The following is a 19,583-nucleotide window of genomic DNA, read 5'->3' on the forward strand; positions in this document are numbered from 1 at the left end:
AACTTTGATCTATCCTCCAAACTCAGGCAGGTTCTTTCTCTTTTGTTTCGGCGGCCGATGCTTGCTGTCCGATCGATCTTGAGAGGGCGGCGAGGAAAATGATACCGACCGTCAAGAGGATTGACAATAGAGGCAACCCACCCTCTCTGTCCGGCGATCCCATTTCCAGCTTGACAAATGCCAGCAGAACGATCAGCAGCATCGCAAAGAACGTATAGAATTGGACGTGACCGGTCTGGAAAAACCTCAGGATGTCGGCTCCCTGACGGACAATCCATCCGGACCCGTTAACAGCGCCGTCAACGATCCATTTATCGAACCACATTTTGATATCCGACCACACGATAGTAAACCGAGCCGCGCCATTGACCAGACCGTCGATTATACCGGCGTCAAAACGCCACATCAAACGACCAAAGGCCATTGTCGGTCGCAGAAGGATCAGTTCGTACAGTTCATCGAAGTAGTACTTGTTGTACAGCAACGTATGGAGCGGTTTGAATCTCTCGGCCAGGCTGTCTGCGCTGATTGATTTCTTGTAGTAGACCAAGTAGGCCAGCCCGATACCCGAAGCCGCCACGATGGTCGAAACAACCATCAGAAGATAGTTTGCATGCGGATGGTATCCCTCACCGTGCGACACGAACGACGCGAAACCATGCTTGATCCAGGGTATACCCACCCAACCGGCGAAGATTGACAGGAAGGCCAGGAAGACCAACGGGTAGGTCATCACCTTTGGCGACTCGTGCGCATTGTCGAAACGTTCCTTATCGCGCGGCTCGCCGTAGAAGGTCAAGAAGCAAAGTCGGAACATGTAGAATGCAGTCATGAATGCAATCAACAACGTGAAGACGAAGAAGATGGGATGGTGCGATGAGGCCGCCACAATTTCATCTTTGGACCAAAACCCGGAAAGCGGGAAGATCCCGGCTATCGATAACGATGCGATAATGAACGTCGGACCGGTGATCTTTAGTTTGCCGAGGAGACCACCCATCTTCTGGATATCATTGGTGTGCACGGCGTGAATCACCGAACCGGCGCCTAAGAACAAAAGTCCCTTGAAGAATGCATGCGTCATCAGGTGGAAAGTGCCGGCGTAGAATCCCGGTGAATGTTCCCCCACCGCGGTGTCGTAACCATAGAGACCGAGCGCCATTATCATGTAACCCAACTGGCTACAGGTTGAATAGGCGAGCACTCGCTTGATATCGTTTTGTACCAAGGCGATTGACCCGGCCATAAATGAAGTTACCAATCCGATGACGGCCACTACCATTGACGCTTCCGCCGAACCTACAAACACACTCATCGAACGGGCCACCAAGTAGACCCCGGCTGCGACCATGGTGGCGGCATGAATCAGCGCCGAGACCGGCGTGGGTCCTTCCATGGCGTCCGGCAACCAGACATGCAGAGGAAACTGCGCCGATTTTCCGACGGCGCCGCAGAATATAAAGATGGCAGCGGCTGTCAGAATGCCGGTTGGAATCATGCCGGCTGCCACACTGTCGAAGACCTCACCATAGTTGAAAGTCCCGGCATAAACGGCAAGTAGAAAAAGTCCTACCAAAAAGCCGAGATCGCCCACCCGAGTTGTAAGAAACGCTTTTTTGCAGGCGTTGGCCGCTGATGCTTTCTCAAACCAAAAGCCGATCAGCAAATAACTTGTCAAGCCGACCAACTCCCAGAAGATGAAGATCATGAAAAAGTTGTTGGCCAGAACCAGTCCCAACATCGAGAACAAAAAGAGTGACAAGTACGAGAAGAACCGGCTGAACCTGGGGTCGCCATGCATGTATCCGATGGAGTAAATCTGCACACAAGCGCCAACGGTGGTTACAACCACCAACATCACGGCCGCCAGCGGGTCGATGAGGATACCTATCTCCGGTGCGAAACGGGTGAACTCGACAAACTTGTAAAACATTTCGTAGGCTTGGCCGTGCGCCGACAGTTGCTCGATAAGGACCATAACCGACATGGCCCAGGACGAGAGAATCGCGGCAATTGAAACACCTGCCGAGAGTTTCTCATTCCATCGCAAGAAGAAGACGATCAGAACGAAGGACAACAAGGGAAGCAGCGCGATCAGGTATGAATGTTCAGTCATGCTTGTTATCCTACCACTTCATCACATTAAGGTTGTCCATACCAATTCCACGCCAGTTGCGATAGATCAGAAGCACGATAGCCAGACCGACTACGGCTTCAGCCGCCGCGACGACAACGATGAACAATGCGAACATCTGCCCGACCAGCGCATCCGTTGCAACAAACTTGTTAAAAGCGACAAAATTGATGTTGGCGGCGTTGAACATCAGCTCGAGCGACATCAAAATGCCGATAACGTTTCTGCGTGTCAGAACGCCGAACAATCCGATGGCGAAAAGAACCGCCGCCAATGCCAGATAGTAAAACATCAGGAGCGCTCCTTCCTGGCCAGGACAATGGCGCCGATCAAGGCAGCCAACAAGAGCACCGACACTACTTCAAACGGCAACATGAAGTCGGTCATCAGATATTTGCCGATACTACCGACGTTGTCGGCGATCAAGTCTCCCTTGGCGGGCGGCCACACTCCCGTCTCCTTGATGAGATAGGGGGCGCCGATGGCAAAGAGGCTGCATACGACAAAGGCGATGGTGCCGTTTTGGTTGTGTTGGAGTGTTTTGCTCGACCCCAGATCGGTGGTCAACATGACCGTGAACACAATCAGTATGGCCACTGCTCCCACATAGATCAACACCTGCGCTGCGGCCAGGAATTCTGCGCCCAACAGAATATAGATTCCTGCAACCGCCGACAAACAGAGAATCAGGCAGAGCGCGCAGTGGAAGATATTTCTAAGGGTCACCACAAGCAGGCCGGAGACCAGGATCACCAAGGCGAGAATCCAGAAGACGATGCCGGGCTCAAGAAGTTCCATCGGTTTGACCTCCCTGTTCTTTGTCTTCGTTTCCGGGAGCGGGATTTTTCGCGACCGTCGGCTTGGTCACCTCGGGCGGATCAGCCGGGAGATCCGGATCGGCGACGACCGGTGGTTCCTTGACAGCCTCCGGTGATGTTGTGGTATCCTTTCCATCAGCCTCAGGTACAGGCGTTGCCGTCTGTTTTTCTTGCGTACCGGCTGCCGGTTTTGCGCTATCCGTTGGTGGATCGTTCTTGGCCGGCGCTGTACTATCATTGGTGGTCTTGGTTTCGGCCGGTTTGTCCGGCTTTGGCTTTTTCTTCTTGCGAGTGTCGACATAGTCAACGTCGCGGCCCACCTGTTGAAGTTTGTCCACATCCCAGATGAGTTCGTCCTTGCCAAGCGTGGAAAACTCATACTTGGTCGCCATCTTGAGAGCGCTGAAGTTGCACGCTTCCTCACACAGTCCGCAGAAGCAACAAAGACCGTTATCGACGACAAATTCGTCGAGCACCTTTTTCTTATTCTCATCACGATGGGCAACGATTTTGATGGCGGCCGTGGGGCAGGCTCGCATGCACAGTTCGCAGGACGTACAGTTGAGTTCGCCGGTTTCCTTGTCGGACAGCAGAACCACGATGCCGCGCGAACGTTCGGGCATATCCATACGCTCTTCGGGATACTGAATAGTGATCGCATGGCGGCCCAAATGTTTACCAGCTATGCCGAGGCCTTTGAGCAGGTTTCTGATATGGTCAAGTATACGCATACCGTCCTACTCCCAGTAGAGCCCGTAGTGTTTCAGGATTGCGGCCAGGATCAGATTGGCGAACGTTACCGGTACCAGGAATTTCCAGGCGAACTCCATCAACTGATCGACGCGCAACCTTGGATAGGTCCATCGCACCAGCATCAGGAAAAAGACCATGAGCAGCGTCTTGCCCAGGAACCACACCCACGAAGGCAACCAGGGACCGTTCCAACCGCCGAGAAATACAGTTGCGGCGATTGCAGACACCGTGAACATATTTACAAATTCGGCCAGGAAGAACATGGCGAACTTCATACCTGAGTATTCGATATTGTACCCGGCCACCAATTCCTGTTCGGCTTCTGGAATATCAAACGGCGTGCGGTTGGCTTCGGCGATGGCGGCGATTGTATAGGTTACAAAAGCAATTGGTCCGAAGGGCACACGGAAGATGAACCAGTTGAACCAGCCGGATTGCGCTTCGACAATGTCAACCATCGACAAAGAACCGGTGTAGAGAATAACGGCCAGCAGAGATACTACCATAGGCACCTCGTAGCTGACCACCTGAGCGGCCGAGCGCATCCCGCCCAGCAGGGCATATTTGTTGTTGGAACCCCAGCCAGCCATCAAGAGCGAGATGACGGTGAACGTCGTTACGGCCATGATGTACAGAATGCCGATATTGAGATCGGCCACGATCAAGCCACGACCGAACGGCATTGCAACATAGGCCAAAAAGGCGGCCACAAAACAGACGATAGGCGCCCAAAAGAATACGATCTTGTCACGTGTCTCGATTCTGATGTCTTCTTTTTGCAGTAGTTTAAGCGCATCCATAACCGTCTGGTACCAACCATGCCAACCTACGCGCATAGGACCGAAACGCTGTTGGATGTGGGCTGCTATCTTTCGTTCCCACCAAACCAGGAACAGGGCGAACAATGACAGCACACTGAACACCGTCACGCCGAGTGCGCCGTACATGACGATGTTTTGCAGCGGCTCGGGCAGACCGATTGAGACCAATAGCTCGTGTAGCCATTTGAAAACGCCGTGGAGTTCACCGATAGCAATAACCGGAGGGTTCATCGATCAACCTCGGGCATGATAATGTCAAGGGTGGCAAATATGGTCACCAAGTCGGCAATCAATACATCGGTGGCAATCTCCGGCACCAGTCTGAGATGATTATATGAGCTGCCGCGCAGTTTGACCCGCACCGGTTTGGTGCTGCCGTCGGAGCGAATGTATACCCCCATCTCACCGCGCGCACTTTCGATACGCGAGTAGACCTCGCCTGCCGGCGGTTTGAACTTCGGTTTGACTTTGCACTTGATGTCGCCTTCGGGCAGATTGTCCAGCGCCTGTTCGATGATTCTCAAAGACGCTTTCATCTCATCGATGCGTTGAATAAACCGGTCGTAGGAGTCGCCGTTTTTCTGAGTAGGTATCTCAAAATTAAATTTGTCATAGATCGAGTAAGGGTCGTCGCGTCGGACATCGTAATCGACACCCGAAGCGCGCAGTACCGGCCCTGATGCACCGAAGGCAATGGCCTTCTCAGCCGTGAGTACGCCGATCCCTTTGGTGCGCACCAGCCAGATCGGATTTTCGTTCAAGAGTCCTTCATAGTCGGCGAACTTGCCCCACAGTTTATCCATAAACTCCCGACACTTGGGCACGAACTCGTCCGGGATATCCTGCGACACACCGCCGATGCGAATGTAGTTGTAGGTCAGGCGCTGTCCGCAAGTCATCTCGAACAAGTCGATAATATCTTCGCGTTCACGCAGGCCGTAGAGAAACGGCGTATAGGCGCCGACATCCATGGCCGTCACGCCCCAGAAAATCAGGTGTGAGGCAATGCGGTTCAGCTCTACCATGATGACCCGCAGATACTCGGCCCGTTCGGGCACTTCCAATCCGGCCAGTTTTTCCACGGCCAGGGCGTAGACATGATCCGAGGCCATGGCCGTGACATACTCGAACCGATCCATCATGGGCGAACACTGCGGATAGGTGCGGTTTTCACAAATCTTCTCTATGGCCCGGTGAAGATAGCCGATTACCGGCTCGATATGCACTACCTTTTCACCATCCATGGTCAACACCAGGCGACAGACGCCGTGCGTTGAGGGATGGTGCGGCCCCATATTAACCAGGAATTCTTCGGTTCGCAGCTTGGCCATTACAGCTGTGGCATCCTTATGAAGTCGGGTGCATCCCAGTCTTTGCGCATGGGGTAACCCTGGTCCCAGTCGTCCGGCAACAGGAATCGGTTCAAGTCGCCGTGGTTGGCAATGTCGATCCCGAACAGCTCCCAGATTTCACGCTCGTGCCATTCGGCAGCCGGCCAAACTTCTTTGGTGGACTCGATCACCGCCTGATCGTATGGGAGCGCGACCTTGAAGTCGAGGCGCAGGCTGAACGTGATGGAAGACAAAGAATAGACGACCTCAAACCGTTCGCCGGTGTCGACACCTGAGATGTTGTTCAAAAAATCGAACTTGAGGTTTTCGTGGTCGCGAAGCATCAGCGCGACTTTCATAAGGTCGCTCGGCTTCACATCGAACATCAGATCGAAGACACCACTCTCTGAAGGGGTCATCGTTCCCTGGCTGAGCTTGAGTATCTTCTCTTTGAGTTCGTCTTTATTCATGTCGGTCATGCCTGTCGTGCTATTTTTCGTGCCAGTCAGCAAGCTTCTGCGACTTGATTTTCTTTTGGAGATGAAGGCAACCTTCCAAAAGCGACTCCGGTCGTGGCGGACATCCGGGTATATAAATATCGACCGGGACAATATGGTCGATCCCCTTCTCGACGGCATAGCTGTCATAGTAAAACGGTCCGCCCTTGATGGTGCATCCTCCCATGGCGATCACGTAGCGCGGCTCAGCCATTTGGTCATACAGTCGACGCAAGCGTGGCGCCATCTTTTTGGTAATTGTACCGGCGGCAATAATCAGATCGGCCTGCCGGGGCGTGGGGCGGAAGATCATGCCGAGTCGATCAAAGTCATAGCGTGAGGCGCCGGTGCACATAAGTTCGATAGCACAGCAAGCGGTCGCGAACAGAAGATACCACATGGAACAAGCCTGCGAATGGCTGAGAATGGATTCAAGCTGCGTGGCGACAATCCCGCCACCTGGAATTTGTTCAGCATATACCGGAACTTTTTTGATCAGACCCATTTGAGGGCTCCCTTTTTCCAGGCGTAGACGAGTCCGAAGAACAATATCAAAATGAAGATCACCATTTCAACCAGGGCGTAGAGGCCGAGTTGGCCGTATGCTACCGCCCACGGAAACAGGAAGACCGCCTCGACGTCGAAGATGACAAAGATCAGCGCGAAGATATAGTAGCGATTGTGAAACTTGATCCAGGAATTACCGATGGGCAACTCGGCGCATTCGTAGTTGACGTTTTTCTCGGGGTATGGATTATGCGGCCTGAGAAGACGGGCCAAGAAGAACGTAAACAGCACCATCCCGGCGCCAACACAGATGAAAATCAAGACCGCCAGGTACTCGGACATTTCTCAATACCTCTCATTTCCGGTGAACTCGTGTCCATGTGACCGAATTCACAAATAACGTTGGCGAAAGAAAGGCTGGTGCGCCCATAAGTCAAGATGTTTTTTGCGGAGTTTGGTGCCTTCTCGATTCGCTCAGGGTGAGTTTGGGGGGCAGTCAGAGTGAGGTGTACGGGTTTCGTTAATGGCCACCTCATGGTGAGCGGAGTCGAACCATGAACGCTCGGTATGATCACCTACGAGAGCACATTATAAGAATGTAGGGCAGGTCTGTCTTCTTTAATGCTGGAAAAGTCCCGCGCGGCGTCATTGCGAACGGGTCGGCGTTTCGCGGACGAGCGCGGCAATCTCATGCCTCGACTCCGCTCGGCATGACATAATTACAACGAATTGAGATTGCCACGGCATCCGGCCAATAGGAGCCACTTGTGGCCGCAGGATACCTCGCAACGACGGGTCCGTGGGTTTATCGACAAGCCCCTTGCTGTGTGTTTACTGTCCTACTCTCACCAGGCCGACGGCGCCGGACCGCCCGTGAACATGTAATCCACTAAATAGATGAGGTCGGCTATATCGATCTGGGTGCCGCCGATACCGTCGACATTGGCTGTCTCCATTATCGAAGGTTCGGGACCTCCCTGAAACATGTACTCGACAAGGTAGACCAAATCCGAGATGTCTACATGGCCGTCAGCGTTCAGGTCACCCGAAATGTGGCCCACGAAGACAAGCCGGCCAACTGCCGTGAACGGTGCACCGTCCAAATACTCACCTTCAACGGTGTAAGGCTGCACACTGATGTCCATCAGAGCTCCATAACCTTCAATGAACTCTCCGGCATGGAAGACTACTTCAAGGACATCGCCATCGAAAGCGGGAAGTGAAGGAATCACGGCTGCTGAAGTTGGAGAAACAGTGGCATTGATCGAAAGTGTCGCCGTATTAACATCAGAGGCGGTGTAGCCGGAATCGAAATTGCCCATATACGATGTCAGTTCCAAGGGAGTTACACTGTGCGCAAAGTAATAGTACATCGTATCAGGATCGGGCGCGGCTGCCGGTGTCGTCCCCCATTCGGTCAGATTGGACAGGATCGAAACATTTCCAGAGCCCCCATTTGCTACCGCCAGATCGTTGTCATTGTCGCCATCAAGGTCGGCCGAGAAGATCGCCACGGGACCGTTACCTGCCCCATAATCGCCGGCCGCTGCAAATGTTCCGTCACCATTGTTCAGCAGGATGGAGACATTGCCGGAGTTCGAATTTGCCAAAGCCAGGTCGTTATCACCATCTCCGTCAAGGTCGGCCGAGGATACAGACGAAGGCTCATTCCCTGCTGCATAACCGGCCGCGGCGGCAAATGTCCCGTCACCGTTGTTCAAAAGGACTGAGACACTATTAGAAGACTGATTGGCCACCGCCAGATCGTTGTCGGTATCGCCGTCCAAGTCGGCTGAGAAGACCGACCAGGGCGCTGTCCCGACAGCATAGTTGACCCGTGTAGCGAAGGTCCCGTCGCCATTGTTCAGCAAGATAGAAACGTTGTTGGCAAGCCGGTTGGCCACGGCCAGGTCGTTGTCGGTATCGCCGTCCAGGTCGGTTGCGAAAACTGACCAGGCGGCATTCCCGGCAGCATAGAATACCCGAGGAGCAAAGGTCCCATCGCCATTGTTCAGCAGGATAGAAACATTGTCGGACTGTCGATTCGCCACCACGATATCGTTGTCGGTATCACCGTCAAAATCGGCTGAGAAAAGGGCGCGAGGCTTGCCTCCGGCGGTGTAATTGACCGCCGCCGCAAATGTCCCGTCGCCATTGTTAAGCAGGATTGAGACATTGTTGTTGTTGGCGTTCGTCACAGCCAGGTCGTTGTAGGTGTCTCCATCAAAGTCGATTGAGAAAACTCCGGACGGGAAAGCACCTGTTGCATGATTGGCAGCCGTGGTAAAAATCCCAATACCGTTGTTCAGCAGAACAGTGACGTCACCGGAAACGCGATTGGCCAGGGCCAGGTCGTTATCATTATCCCCGTCAAAGTCAGCTGAGAACACGGCCCGGGGGCCACCTCCGACCCCATAATTGACCGCGGGATCAAACAGCGGATCAATGGACAAAACGGCTCCGACCAGAGCCAGGGTCAACAGTAGGGTCAGCAACAGGAGTGTTGGTTTTGACATGATATATCCTCTCTGTAATAGTCAATATCGTGCAGTAATGGCTTACGATTCCACGGGGACTCCTGGTAGAGTGATCTCCGGGAAAGCGTGAAGTATATGGCGCTTAGACCACTGGAAATATACCTGATTTCCAGAAATCTCCAAGCCGAAATTCCCATATATGGGTTACAAAAGCCGGGCCGGTGGGGTAGTGCATTGTTGTGGTGGTCGAGTCTTCAAGGCATGTTGAAAGAGTTCCCTCGTGAGGGCTTGTTGAAGAACCCTCGGCGCCTCGGGTGGCCGTCTCAAACCTTGTTTGGGACGGTTTTGCGATATGGAGAAGATCACCCCCAAAGCGACCTTGAGGGTGCCACCCGACGGAGAGATTGCCGCGGTACGTCCGCCGCAACAATACCATGTCATGCTGAGCGCAGTCGAAGCATGAGCGCAGTCGAAGCATGAGCGCGGCGACGTAGGAATTCACCCTTCGACTGCGCTCAGGGTGACACGGTTGAGAACGTACTTCGCGATTCGCGGGATGTCGAAACCACAGGGATTTCGACCTACGGTTTTCTGCCGATCTCGGCGGGTCGGGTGGCCGTCTCAAACCTTGTTTGGGACGGGGTTTGGCATAGAGAAGATCACCCCCAAAGCGACTTTGAGGGTGCCACCCGACGGAGAGATTGCCGCGTCGCTACGACACAGGTGCCTTCGCTCCTCGCAATGACGTTGAGCGAAGCGCAAGGGACCCATTTATGGGTGATTTATCACCCCTCGGCTTCGATCTCGGCCATCAGGTCGGCGCCGACCTCCAGCTGGTCGTAGGTGCTCTCAGACGATTGATAGAGAACCAACAATGTCACGCGGCGGTTGCGGGCATCGGAAGGCTTGTCCATTATCATTGGAAATCGGTCGGCATAGCCGCGCACTTCGCGGATTTGGTCGGGGCTGAGACCGGAAACTTCCATAAGTTGTCTGGCCGAGTTGGCTCTGTCGGTGGACAGTTCCCAGTTGGTGTAACCTTTACGGCCGGCGTAGTTGGCGTCGGTGTGGCCTTCAATCGAGATACGATTGTTCAGTTGGCCCAATTCACGGGCGATAGTGATCAGAATCACGGCCGACTTCTGCAAGAGCTTGGCCGATCCGGGTTCAAAGAAGGCGGGTGAGTTTTCAGACTCGTTGAGGATGATACGGAGACCCTCAGAAGTCATTTGCATTTTCACATTTTTCTTGAGCCTTTGAAAGGCCTCCTGCTTTTCCAGTTCGTGGGCTATCCGTTTGGCCGCTGAGTTCATTGTTTTGCGTTCGACATCGGAGGGTCCTTTAGGCGAATCTGCCTGCGCCGATTTCAGCCCGACATCGGATGAAACTCTTGGGATCACGGAGGCCGAACCTTTCAAGACACCGGCTGCGCCTTCTCTTTGGTACTTCCCGGGATCGCGAAAATAGCCGCCGACCGCTTCACGCACTTCCGGTTTCTGACCGACCAGCCACATGACCATAAAGAAGGCCATCATGGCTGTCATAAAATCGGCAAAGGCTACTTTCCAGGCACCGCCGTGGTGGCCGCCATGACCACCGCGTTTGACTCTCTTAACGATAATTGGTTGTTGTTCGTTGCCGTCGGCCATTTCGATTATCTCTTTTTGGCCTCGTTGCAGGCGGTTTCGAGCTCAAGGAAATCCGGCCGGACTTGATTGAACAGTGATCGGCGGGCGAACTCGACCGCGATGACACCGGCGACACCTTTGTTGAAAGCCAGCAGCGCATGTTTGATACAGGTCAAGTACTGCTTGTTTTCATCGACCCGATGTTTGAGCGTAGTGGCCAAAGGTCCCACAAAACCGTAACAGGCTAAAATACCCAGAAAGGTTCCGACCAAAGCAGCCGCAACGTTGGCGCCTATCTCTTCAGGAGGACCATCGATGTGTCCCATGGTGATGACAACGCCCAACACAGCGGCCACGATACCGAGACCGGGCAGTGAATCAGCGGTGTTGGAGAGGGCGCTGGGCGGAGCAATCTCCTCCTCATGGAGGGCCTCGATATCGGAATCCATCAGGTCTTCAAGATCATGCGGTTGCACGGCGCCCGAGATAATTACGCGCATGGTGTCGGCGAAAAACGCCATGGCTTCGTGATTCTTCAGAAACTTCGGGTAGCGCTGGAATATCTCACTGTCATCCGGATGTTCGATATGGTTTTCCAGGCCGACCAGACCATCGCGTCGGGCGACATTGAAGACTTCAAACATCATGACGAGAATGTCCAGATAGTCTTTTTTGACAAAGCCACCGCCGAGAACACCGGTGATCTGCTTGATCAGACTCTTCAGTACCGCAACCGGCGTGGAGATAATCAAGGCTCCAAGCGCCGCCCCGCCGATAATCAGAACTTCATTCGGCTGGTTGAGGGCAAGCACCTGACCGCCGTGCCACATGTATCCCCCCAGAACCGAACCGAGTACGACAATTGCACCAACAAATACTAACATAAATAATGTTTCCCACCGTCTTGGACTATTTCAACGACGCCTTTCAAAGCGGCTATTACTCTATATTTCGACAGTTTAGGGCCGATCTTGAACGGCTCGGCGATGGGTCTCCAGAGCTTCCGGGGGAAGTCCCGGCTTGTCTTTAGGCGGACAAAAAACTTGCCGGGACTCAGGCCGAACGGTAGTTTGCCGCCAGTTTGGAGCTTCAAAAGAACAAGGCGTTCACGGAGGTGACATGCGCTTCTTGACCGATAGACGACTGGTTTTGATCCTGGCTGTAATGGCTGTTTACCTGTTGTACGGGCTGGCTTTCGGCGATGACGCCAATACCGGCGCCGAATTGGCTGTGACAGATTCAACTACCCATGAGGATAGCGGGCATGGGGGGCCGGTTCTGGGCATATTGCTGGGCCTGATCGTGATACTCTTGGTAGCCAAACTTGGGGGGGATGTTTTCGAACGCTGGGACCAGCCGGCGGTGTTGGGAGAGTTGGTCATGGGCATGATTCTCGGCAACCTCTATATGGTCGGAATCGACCTGTTCGAGCCGTTCAAACATGACCTCACACTGGAAATACTGGCCGAGTTGGGCGTGATAATCCTGTTGTTCGATGTTGGCTTGGAATCATCGGTCAAAGAGATGATGAAAGTCGGGCTGGCTTCGTTTATGGTGGCGCTGTTCGGCGTGGTGGCGCCGTTCTTCCTGGGCTGGGGCGTGGGCTATTGGTTCTTGCCGAACGAGTCGATCTACGTGCATGTTTTCATCGGAGCCACGTTGACGGCCACATCGGTGGGTATCACAGCCCGCGTGCTCAAAGACATCGGCAAGAGCAAGTCGCGTGAAGCCAAGATTATTTTGGGAGCTGCGGTGATCGACGACATCCTGGGACTGGTGATCCTGGCCGTCGTCGCAGGTATTATCGGAGCGGTAAATGCCGGCCAGGGTGACGGTGTGTCATCCGGTATGATTCTGTGGATCATCAGCAAAGCCGTTCTGTTCATTGTCGGCGCAATTGTGATCGGATCGTTTATACTACCCCACTTTTTCCGGTTCGCCATTCGGCTCAGAGGCAAAGGTGTGTTTCTGTCGTTTTGCCTGTTGGTCTGTTTCGGATTGGCCTTACTGGCCGGTAAGGTCGGTCTGGCACCGATAGTGGGTGCTTTTGCCGCCGGGCTGATCCTGGACGATATTCATTTTCATCAGTTCCGCGAAAAAGGGGAACACAACATCGAGGAATTAATCGCGCCGATAGCCACCTTCCTGGTGCCTATCTTTTTCGTGCGTATGGGAATGATGGTCGAGTTGAGCACATTCGGGCAGGTTGAGATTCTGGGCTTTGCTGTCGTCATGACGTTGGCCGCAATTGCCGGTAAACAGGCTTGCTCACTGGCCATTTTCGACAAACAGACGAACCGAATCGCTATCGGCCTGGGGATGATTCCGCGCGGCGAAGTGGGGCTGATATTCGCCGGCATCGGAGCCAAACTGATGCTCGACGGCGACCCGGTAATCTCCACAAGTACTTACTCGGCGGTGGTGATTATGGTTATTGTTACAACGCTGGTGACACCGCCGGCTTTGAAAATGTCACTGTTGCGCGGCGACAAGAAAACCCCGGCGCAGGCAACCTGAGCCGACCATGTAGGACAGAACCGCTGGTAGTTCTGCCGCCCATAAATGGGTCTTTGGCGCTACGCGCCCACCCGTGTCATGCTGGGCGCGGTCGAAGCATAAGACCGGTTTGTAGGTTATGCCATCTTTCATTGGCGGAACCACTAAACCGCCGCGGCGGACGCCCTACTAATCTTCGCTCCGAGCAAAGTTTGAGACGGCCACTCGGCTTTTGTGGTTTCGGGAGTGGCGTTGGGCGACCTCGCCCGACGCCTGCCATGTAACTCAAATGCTGTCAGGCGAGTCGCCTTACAGCACCCAATAGCGCGCGAAGCGCGAAAAACACGGCTTGACCGTGTCAAGTCGCAGATGGGATTCTATAACAGGCATGCTTCGACTTCGCTCAGCATGAGGTGGCTTTACAGATGTTGCCAGCCAACTGGATAGCGGCGCTAAGGACAAGGCGGCGGCGGTGGTCCGCCCATGAATATGTAGTCCACCAAAAACACTAAGTCGGCGATGTCGATCTGGCCATCCGGTGACCCATTGATATTTCCTTCCTCCAGGCAGGGTGGTTCGGGGCCACCACTGAACATGTAATCAATAAAGTAGATCAAGTCGGAAATGTTAATCGGGTAGGAGCCGGAGTGATTGACATCGCCTGGAAAGTCGCAGCAGCCGGGCGGATCATAGTAGAAGAAGCTGAAAGTCTCTGAAGAATATGTTTCGGCGAGAGCAAGGTCGCTTGCCATCACCCGCCAGTAAAGCCATACATTAGGGTCGGCCAGGTAGGAGACCTCGGTATCATAGAGTCCGGTCATTGAAATGGAGCCGGTGAAGCCTGGATTGTCGGCCAGTTGCACTGTGTAGCTGACCACGTCGCCGGGATCGTTGTCGGTGGCCGGTTGCCAGGTTAGGAGGGCCAGCTGTGTGGGCAGAGTATCTCCGTCGGGCGGGCCGATCAGGCTGAAACTGCCGGGCGCTTGATTGACGGCGTTGATCCGAAATGCGGCCGGGTCTGAAAAGTCGGTATACTCAAACCCATCGTGCGACCGTGTCCGCCAAAAATAGATCTGGTCCTCAACCAGGGTCACATCGACCGTCCAGGTGGTCCAGGGGAAAACCTGCGGTACCGCCGAGGTAGAAGTAATCAGATTGGATAAACCGGGATCATCGTACAATTCGAAGTCGTAGGTGAGCGTGTCGCCGTCCGGGTCGGCGGCGTTAAAAGTCTGGAGCGTGGGCGTTGTGGTGGAGATCAGTTCGCCGGCCCGTGGCGCGTAGGGGATGCCCGGATTCCCCCGGCTGTTCATTCTGAATTCGAATTCACTCCAAGCCGACCAGGTGACACCATTGTTCGTGCGCACCGTGACGACATAGGTCTGGCCGTCTTCAAGCAGATCCCCGCTGTAAACGACACTACTATCGTCACCACTTTGAAGGTCCAGAGCCCACAGGTTGTCACTGTTGTGGCAGTTTCTGCCGGTTCCAACATGCACTTCGTACATCATGGTCGGATTGGCTGTGCTGTCTATGACGCTCCATGAAAAAGTAGGCGTATGATTCACGACGTTCTCAGCAACCTCACCGACCACTACGACATCGGCTACGGTCGGGTTTTGTGAATGAGTCTCGGGCACAAAGAAATCTATGATTCGTTGGAACACCGTATCCGGCGGCGCCCATCCGGTGGCCTGCCATTGATCCGAGATAGCCTCAAACCCGAAGCTGAACAGCACCAGCTTGTAATTGCCGTCATAGGTCAAGCAGGTGGAGCCGGCTGGTATGGTGAAATTGGATACCGAGCCGTTGATAGGCTCCATCGACTGCGGGTCGGTCTGGTTGGCTGTCGGACCATAGCGAATCTTCAGACCGCCGCCGACCGGCGATCCATCGACTCCGAACATGATGGGATAGATCACACTCGAATCGTAGGTAGCGCGCAGGTAGTTGTGCAGAAAGGCTTGATTGTCACTGTCCAGTTGTCGGATAATCGACTGTCCGTTCAAAAACAATGAACCGCCCGCATCCATATACGTTTGCATGGCTGCGACATCAGCAGCACCAAGAATGTTCGTCCGTTCATCTCCGGTCAGCCACATTACTATCGGATAGTTATTCAACAGGGCGCCGCTGGGTGAGCCGAGTTGCGCCTTATCGTGCAGATCGAAAGTCAATCGCCTGGCAAACAACGGTGCGATCAGAGCCTGTTCCCAGTCGGCACTATTGTCATCGTCGACCAGGAGTACCTGGGCCGGGCCGATGTTTACCAGGAGTCCGAGCGTGGGCACAGGGTTGGGGTTGTCGGAGTCAAAGCTCAAGTAAAACGAATCCAGACAAGATGCAAACCCGGTCGGGACACTGAATACGATCGGGTTATCGTTGTTGTCACCGAAACCACCTTCGCCGTTCACCGTGCCGAAATCGGCCGTCGGATCATCGAAGATGATGTCGTTGTTGTCGCAGCTCATTGTCGCCGTCACATTGATAGCCGTCAGCCAGATGTTCTTCACCGTGCAGGTGAAAGTAATACTCTCACCCTCTTCAACGACGCCGTTGTCATTACCGTAGAGTGAGTCCGAAAAACGATAAGTCATGAACTGATACCGTGGCCGTGAATACGTGATGTCCAGATTGGCATGCATCAACGAATCGGAGTCCGAGATATCCCACACCGCGGTCTTGGTGGAGCCGGTTTCCCAGGCGTGAGTGTTCGGAGTCGTCAGGTCATCGAATTCCGACTGGGTCGATGTTGACCAGACATCACCGCCGTCGCCACGATTGAAATTGGCTTCCAGGTCGAACCGTCCGTCGGCCTGCTCCACTGAGACTTTGAAGCGAGGTTCGTTTTCGTTACCCCACTGGGTTTCGTCGATATGCAAAATCAACAAACCCGAACCGGGCAGATCGAACTCCTTGTCTATGGCCTGACGGTTTTCAACAAGGAAATACTCGCTGCCCTGTTGGCCTTCGGTCCAGATACGATAGGCGACCTGATTGTACTGGGCGACCGGAATATCAACGTTGGTTAGGTTGGCCGTGACATTTATGGGTGTCACCATCCCCAACTGTGATTTGCACCAGGCATCCAAAAAGGCCGGATGATCGCCGCCATCGCCCCAACTGCCAAAAGCCATGAGCGTCCAGTTGCCGGCGCCGGATGAAGAGTAGTCGGTGTCGTACAGATCGGGCAGGCCAAGGTAGTGCCCGTACTCGTGAGCAAAGACCCCGAATGAATGAATCTCTCCACCCTGCTCTTCCGGTTCGATAGAATATATGCTGATGTTCACGCCGTCCAATTGATGCCAGTCCCACGTCCCGCCCATGTGGGGCCAGATATGGTTGTCACTGCCCGACCAATCAGCACCTTCGCCGGGGAAGACGATAAACAGTCCATCAAGTTCACCGTTGCCGTCGACATCGTAGTTGCCGTAATCGACATCAGGATCGGCCGCCACCACGGCCTCGTCGGCGAGCACGGCGGCGCATCCGGGACATGGTCCCCAGCCATTGTTGCCGTTAACGTAATAGGCGTAGGTCTCAGGCATGCGGTACCACCCGACCACGTCTCCCTGAAGAATGAATCCACCGGCCGAGTTGTCGCGGAAAAACTCGCTCATGGTATAAAACTGATCGTACTCATTGATTGAGAACAGCCGAGTTTGAAAATCAGCCGGCTGAGCAAAGACGCCACCGCCCGAAGCCGGGTTGTCCGAGAAGTCGGTCATTATGACCAGCACGCGCAGAGTGTCCGGACTGGCCGGATCGAATTGAAGCCGCTCGGCGGCCTTGTCGTAAAGCTTGAGATAGCCGCCAGTATTCGGCCAGACGCCATTGGCCCGAGCCGCGGCCATCCGTTCGGCCAACTGCTCAAGCTGACCAGCCTGTTTGAGTCGCTCATACAATTCCGGTGACGGCGGCGAGGCAGTAATCGAGGCTGAAATAAGCAGTATGATCAACAGGCAACAAACAGCAACCATAGACTGCGCGATGGAGGTTCGTCTGAGGACAGGTGCGGTCATGTCGGATTCTCCGTGCCTTTGTGTGGGACCTGTACCTAAGATAGTCCGAAACGGAGTTCTGTCAAGCCGCATGGTGGGTGTCTTAGCGACGCCGTGGTTTTGTCGATAACGAAAAGATGGATTCCCGCCTTCGCGGGATTGACAGAGATAGCGCCGGAATGACACCCCGCGCCACGCGGGGTCCTTTGCGCGTCGCGTATCTTTGGGCCATACCCTTCGACTCCGCTCAGGGTGAGGTGGGACCCCGCTCAAGGTGAGGTTTGGAACGCTCAATCGTCCAACTTCACTTTGAGAATGACCTTGCCGGCCATAAGCGTGTCATCACGACCGGGAAACTGTATCTCGATGAGTTTACCGATTCGGTCCAGAAGCGTATCTTTGTTCCAGAGAGTCTGTTGGTCTTCACTGTCGATGTACACCCGGACAGCCTTAGCCGAGTCTGAGTATCGTGGACCCAATTCGAGATTCACCACCCGGTATGATGGTTCACCGACCGTCTCGACATTCACCGACAGCGCCATAGCTTCGGTCTCAACCAGATGCCAGATTTTCTCCAGCATAGACTCAACTGCCGCATCTGATGAATCGGCCGAAAAGACGGCGCCATCGAGCTGCTCACCGTTAATTATGAGTCTATTGTCCCTGACCCGAATTCTGTTGGGCGGCTCTTCATCGTCGGCCGATGGTTTTACCACCTGAGCCAGCAGTGAGCCGGAAACTTTCTGTCGGATCGGTTCGACCGATGGTTCGCTCTCCACTTCGGCTAATCCGGCCAACGCCCCGGCCAACTGTCTGGCCTCAGACTCGGTGTTTATAGGCGCAAACACGTAGGATTCCACTCCATTGTTCGTCAACGAAGACACTTTGATGTCATCTAATCCGGCGGCCGACATGGCAACATTCCACAGGGAGGGCGAGGTTCCCAAACGTTCTCCCAACCCGGCCACGGATACTTCATAACCGACCGTCTGAGTGTAGCTGAACGGCACCAAGCCCACGAACGAGATCACAGTCAACATTACGGCACAAGCAGCCCACACCAAAGGTCGTGAGCGCCATTGATATTTGATTGAGGACATGATATTCTCCCAAGCTGTAACATGGTTTTCAAGTTCGGTCAACCGGTTGCGAACTGTCTCGAACGACGGCGGATCGGCCACCTTGCTTGCGGTCTCAAACAGTCTTCTCAGATGATGACTCGTCTGAGCGGCCCGGGCGCAGCCGGTACAGAGCTTTAGATGGGCGATCACTTCAAGGCTTGGCGGCGTCCCTGAGTCAATCTGCCGTATCACATCCTGGCAACGCATAGGCACTATCTCCAATAGTCTGTTTTTGTTCAGTCTTCCGTCGGTCGTGCTCGAACCGTTCGCGCAGTTTTTTTCGGCTGCGGGCAAGGCGCGTCTTGATCGTACCCTCCGGCCTGTCGAAGGCCACAGCCAACTGTTCGATTGACCAGTCTTCCATTTCGTAGAGGACAACAAGCGCCTGATCCTCGCTGGACAAGGCGGTCAGGAGTTGCCTAAGTTGACGACGATGCTCGTGCGTCGGTCGCGGATCGGTTACGCCGATGGCATCGATGTTCTCGGCGGTCAGAGGTTGTCGGCGCCGCCACCACGGGCTGCGCCGGCGGTTCTTGTGCTGGTTGACGATTATCCGATACAACCAGGGCCGGAAAGCGTCATGATCTCGCAGCCGTTCCAGTCCGCGCATGGCTTTAAGCAACGCCTGCTGATACAAGTCATCACCATCATCGTCGTTCCCGACCAAACGTCGGCAGAAGATCGCCGCCTCTCGGTGCACCGGTTTCAGAAGCTTCCAAAACAACTTATTGTCCATACCACTAATAAGACACGGCAGGACGCCGACACGGTTTCATTTAATTGGGCGCATCAGCCCATACCGCGCAGAGGGCGACCTTGCCTCGCCCTTTTGGAAGTTCCCCTGGGGACTGCGCTGGGGGTGAAATCCACCTGGCTCTTAAGTTGCCCCGGTTCCTTTTCAGCCAAAAGCGGGATGAGACCCGGCACGCCTTGTTTGACAACAGGGTAACACATTCACCTCTGGTGAAGCCAGGACCCGGCTGAACAAAGCCGTGGGGC

16 protein-coding genes are annotated in these 19,583 nt (G+C 54.3%); 1 reads left to right on the plus strand and 15 read right to left on the minus strand.

Going from position 1 to position 19,583, the window contains the following annotated elements; translation table 11 throughout:
• Positions 1–22: 22 nt before the first annotated feature.
• The 12 genes from nuoL to motA all read right to left on the minus strand — a co-directional run bounded on the left by nuoL (position 23) and on the right by motA (position 11,850).
• Positions 23–2,116, minus strand: a complete 2,094-nt coding sequence (nuoL, locus tag OEV49_07045; GenBank protein ID MDH3890825.1) for an NADH-quinone oxidoreductase subunit L — start codon at positions 2,114–2,116, stop codon at positions 23–25.
• Positions 2,117–2,126: 10 nt separating this feature from the next.
• The gene (gene nuoK / locus OEV49_07050; GenBank protein MDH3890826.1) at positions 2,127–2,426 is read right to left on the minus strand and encodes an NADH-quinone oxidoreductase subunit NuoK; all 300 of its coding nucleotides are present in this window, start codon (positions 2,424–2,426) and stop codon (positions 2,127–2,129) included.
• Positions 2,426–2,932, minus strand: coding sequence for an NADH-quinone oxidoreductase subunit J (locus OEV49_07055; protein ID MDH3890827.1), 507 nt, complete (start codon positions 2,930–2,932; stop codon positions 2,426–2,428). The genes nuoK and OEV49_07055 overlap by 1 nt, the downstream gene beginning before the upstream one ends.
• A complete protein-coding gene (locus OEV49_07060) occupies positions 2,919–3,683 on the minus strand; it encodes a 4Fe-4S binding protein (GenBank protein MDH3890828.1) in 765 nt (254 codons plus the stop codon). The genes OEV49_07055 and OEV49_07060 overlap by 14 nt, the downstream gene beginning before the upstream one ends.
• 6 nt (positions 3,684–3,689) lie before the next feature.
• Complete coding sequence (nuoH, locus tag OEV49_07065) at positions 3,690–4,757, minus strand: NADH-quinone oxidoreductase subunit NuoH (GenBank protein MDH3890829.1); 1,068 nt, start codon at positions 4,755–4,757, stop codon at positions 3,690–3,692.
• Entirely contained in the window at positions 4,754–5,857 is a 1,104-nt protein-coding gene (locus tag OEV49_07070; protein MDH3890830.1) for an NADH-quinone oxidoreductase subunit D, read from the minus strand. Before OEV49_07070 ends, nuoH begins: the two co-directional genes overlap by 4 nt.
• Positions 5,857–6,327, minus strand: coding sequence for an NADH-quinone oxidoreductase subunit C (locus OEV49_07075; protein MDH3890831.1), 471 nt, complete (start codon positions 6,325–6,327; stop codon positions 5,857–5,859). The genes OEV49_07070 and OEV49_07075 overlap by 1 nt, the downstream gene beginning before the upstream one ends.
• 19 nt (positions 6,328–6,346) lie before the next feature.
• Positions 6,347–6,859, minus strand: coding sequence for an NADH-quinone oxidoreductase subunit B (locus OEV49_07080; GenBank protein ID MDH3890832.1), 513 nt, complete (start codon positions 6,857–6,859; stop codon positions 6,347–6,349).
• A complete protein-coding gene (locus tag OEV49_07085) occupies positions 6,850–7,203 on the minus strand; it encodes an NADH-quinone oxidoreductase subunit A (GenBank protein ID MDH3890833.1) in 354 nt (117 codons plus the stop codon). The genes OEV49_07080 and OEV49_07085 overlap by 10 nt, the downstream gene beginning before the upstream one ends.
• A gap of 503 nt (positions 7,204–7,706) precedes the next feature.
• Positions 7,707–9,377 (minus strand): VCBS repeat-containing protein, encoded by a 1,671-nt coding sequence (locus OEV49_07090; protein MDH3890834.1) that lies wholly within the window; start codon positions 9,375–9,377, stop codon positions 7,707–7,709.
• 746 nt (positions 9,378–10,123) lie between these two features.
• The gene (locus OEV49_07095) at positions 10,124–10,987 is read right to left on the minus strand and encodes an OmpA family protein (GenBank protein MDH3890835.1); all 864 of its coding nucleotides are present in this window, start codon (positions 10,985–10,987) and stop codon (positions 10,124–10,126) included.
• A 5-nt stretch (positions 10,988–10,992) separates the two neighbouring features.
• Positions 10,993–11,850, minus strand: a complete 858-nt coding sequence (gene motA / locus OEV49_07100) for a flagellar motor stator protein MotA (protein ID MDH3890836.1) — start codon at positions 11,848–11,850, stop codon at positions 10,993–10,995.
• Positions 11,851–12,085: 235 nt separating this feature from the next.
• Between motA and OEV49_07105 the strand changes: the two genes are divergently transcribed.
• Positions 12,086–13,483: a cation:proton antiporter gene (locus OEV49_07105; protein MDH3890837.1), complete on the plus strand. Its 1,398-nt coding sequence runs from the start codon at positions 12,086–12,088 to the stop codon at positions 13,481–13,483.
• 431 nt (positions 13,484–13,914) lie between these two features.
• Here OEV49_07105 and OEV49_07110 read toward each other — a convergent pair whose 3' ends face one another.
• The 3 genes from OEV49_07110 to OEV49_07120 form a co-directional block, all read right to left on the minus strand.
• Entirely contained in the window at positions 13,915–17,484 is a 3,570-nt protein-coding gene (locus tag OEV49_07110) for a M6 family metalloprotease domain-containing protein (GenBank protein MDH3890838.1), read from the minus strand.
• A 269-nt stretch (positions 17,485–17,753) separates the two neighbouring features.
• A complete protein-coding gene (locus tag OEV49_07115) occupies positions 17,754–18,791 on the minus strand; it encodes a hypothetical protein (protein ID MDH3890839.1) in 1,038 nt (345 codons plus the stop codon).
• The gene (locus tag OEV49_07120) at positions 18,760–19,308 is read right to left on the minus strand and encodes an RNA polymerase sigma factor (protein ID MDH3890840.1); all 549 of its coding nucleotides are present in this window, start codon (positions 19,306–19,308) and stop codon (positions 18,760–18,762) included. The genes OEV49_07115 and OEV49_07120 overlap by 32 nt, the downstream gene beginning before the upstream one ends.
• Between the last annotated feature and the right edge of the window lie 275 nt (positions 19,309–19,583).

The organism is Candidatus Zixiibacteriota bacterium (assembly GCA_029860345.1).
Taxonomy (GTDB): domain Bacteria; phylum Zixibacteria; class MSB-5A5; order GN15; family FEB-12; genus JAJRTA01.

Coding starts and splice junctions, on each gene's coding strand:
- nuoL (MDH3890825.1), bottom strand. CDS start 2,116: ATGACTGAACATTCATACCTGATCGCGCTGCTTCCCTTGTTGTCCTTC.
- nuoK (MDH3890826.1), bottom strand. CDS start 2,426: ATGTTTTACTATCTGGCATTGGCGGCGGTTCTTTTCGCCATCGGATTG.
- OEV49_07055 (MDH3890827.1), bottom strand. CDS start 2,932: ATGGAACTTCTTGAGCCCGGCATCGTCTTCTGGATTCTCGCCTTGGTG.
- OEV49_07060 (MDH3890828.1), bottom strand. CDS start 3,683: ATGCGTATACTTGACCATATCAGAAACCTGCTCAAAGGCCTCGGCATA.
- nuoH (MDH3890829.1), bottom strand. CDS start 4,757: ATGAACCCTCCGGTTATTGCTATCGGTGAACTCCACGGCGTTTTCAAA.
- OEV49_07070 (MDH3890830.1), bottom strand. CDS start 5,857: ATGGCCAAGCTGCGAACCGAAGAATTCCTGGTTAATATGGGGCCGCAC.
- OEV49_07075 (MDH3890831.1), bottom strand. CDS start 6,327: ATGAATAAAGACGAACTCAAAGAGAAGATACTCAAGCTCAGCCAGGGA.
- OEV49_07080 (MDH3890832.1), bottom strand. CDS start 6,859: ATGGGTCTGATCAAAAAAGTTCCGGTATATGCTGAACAAATTCCAGGT.
- OEV49_07085 (MDH3890833.1), bottom strand. CDS start 7,203: ATGTCCGAGTACCTGGCGGTCTTGATTTTCATCTGTGTTGGCGCCGGG.
- OEV49_07090 (MDH3890834.1), bottom strand. CDS start 9,377: ATGTCAAAACCAACACTCCTGTTGCTGACCCTACTGTTGACCCTGGCT.
- OEV49_07095 (MDH3890835.1), bottom strand. CDS start 10,987: ATGGCCGACGGCAACGAACAACAACCAATTATCGTTAAGAGAGTCAAA.
- motA (MDH3890836.1), bottom strand. CDS start 11,850: ATGTTAGTATTTGTTGGTGCAATTGTCGTACTCGGTTCGGTTCTGGGG.
- OEV49_07105 (MDH3890837.1), top strand. CDS start 12,086: ATGCGCTTCTTGACCGATAGACGACTGGTTTTGATCCTGGCTGTAATG.
- OEV49_07110 (MDH3890838.1), bottom strand. CDS start 17,484: ATGACCGCACCTGTCCTCAGACGAACCTCCATCGCGCAGTCTATGGTT.
- OEV49_07115 (MDH3890839.1), bottom strand. CDS start 18,791: ATGCGTTGCCAGGATGTGATACGGCAGATTGACTCAGGGACGCCGCCA.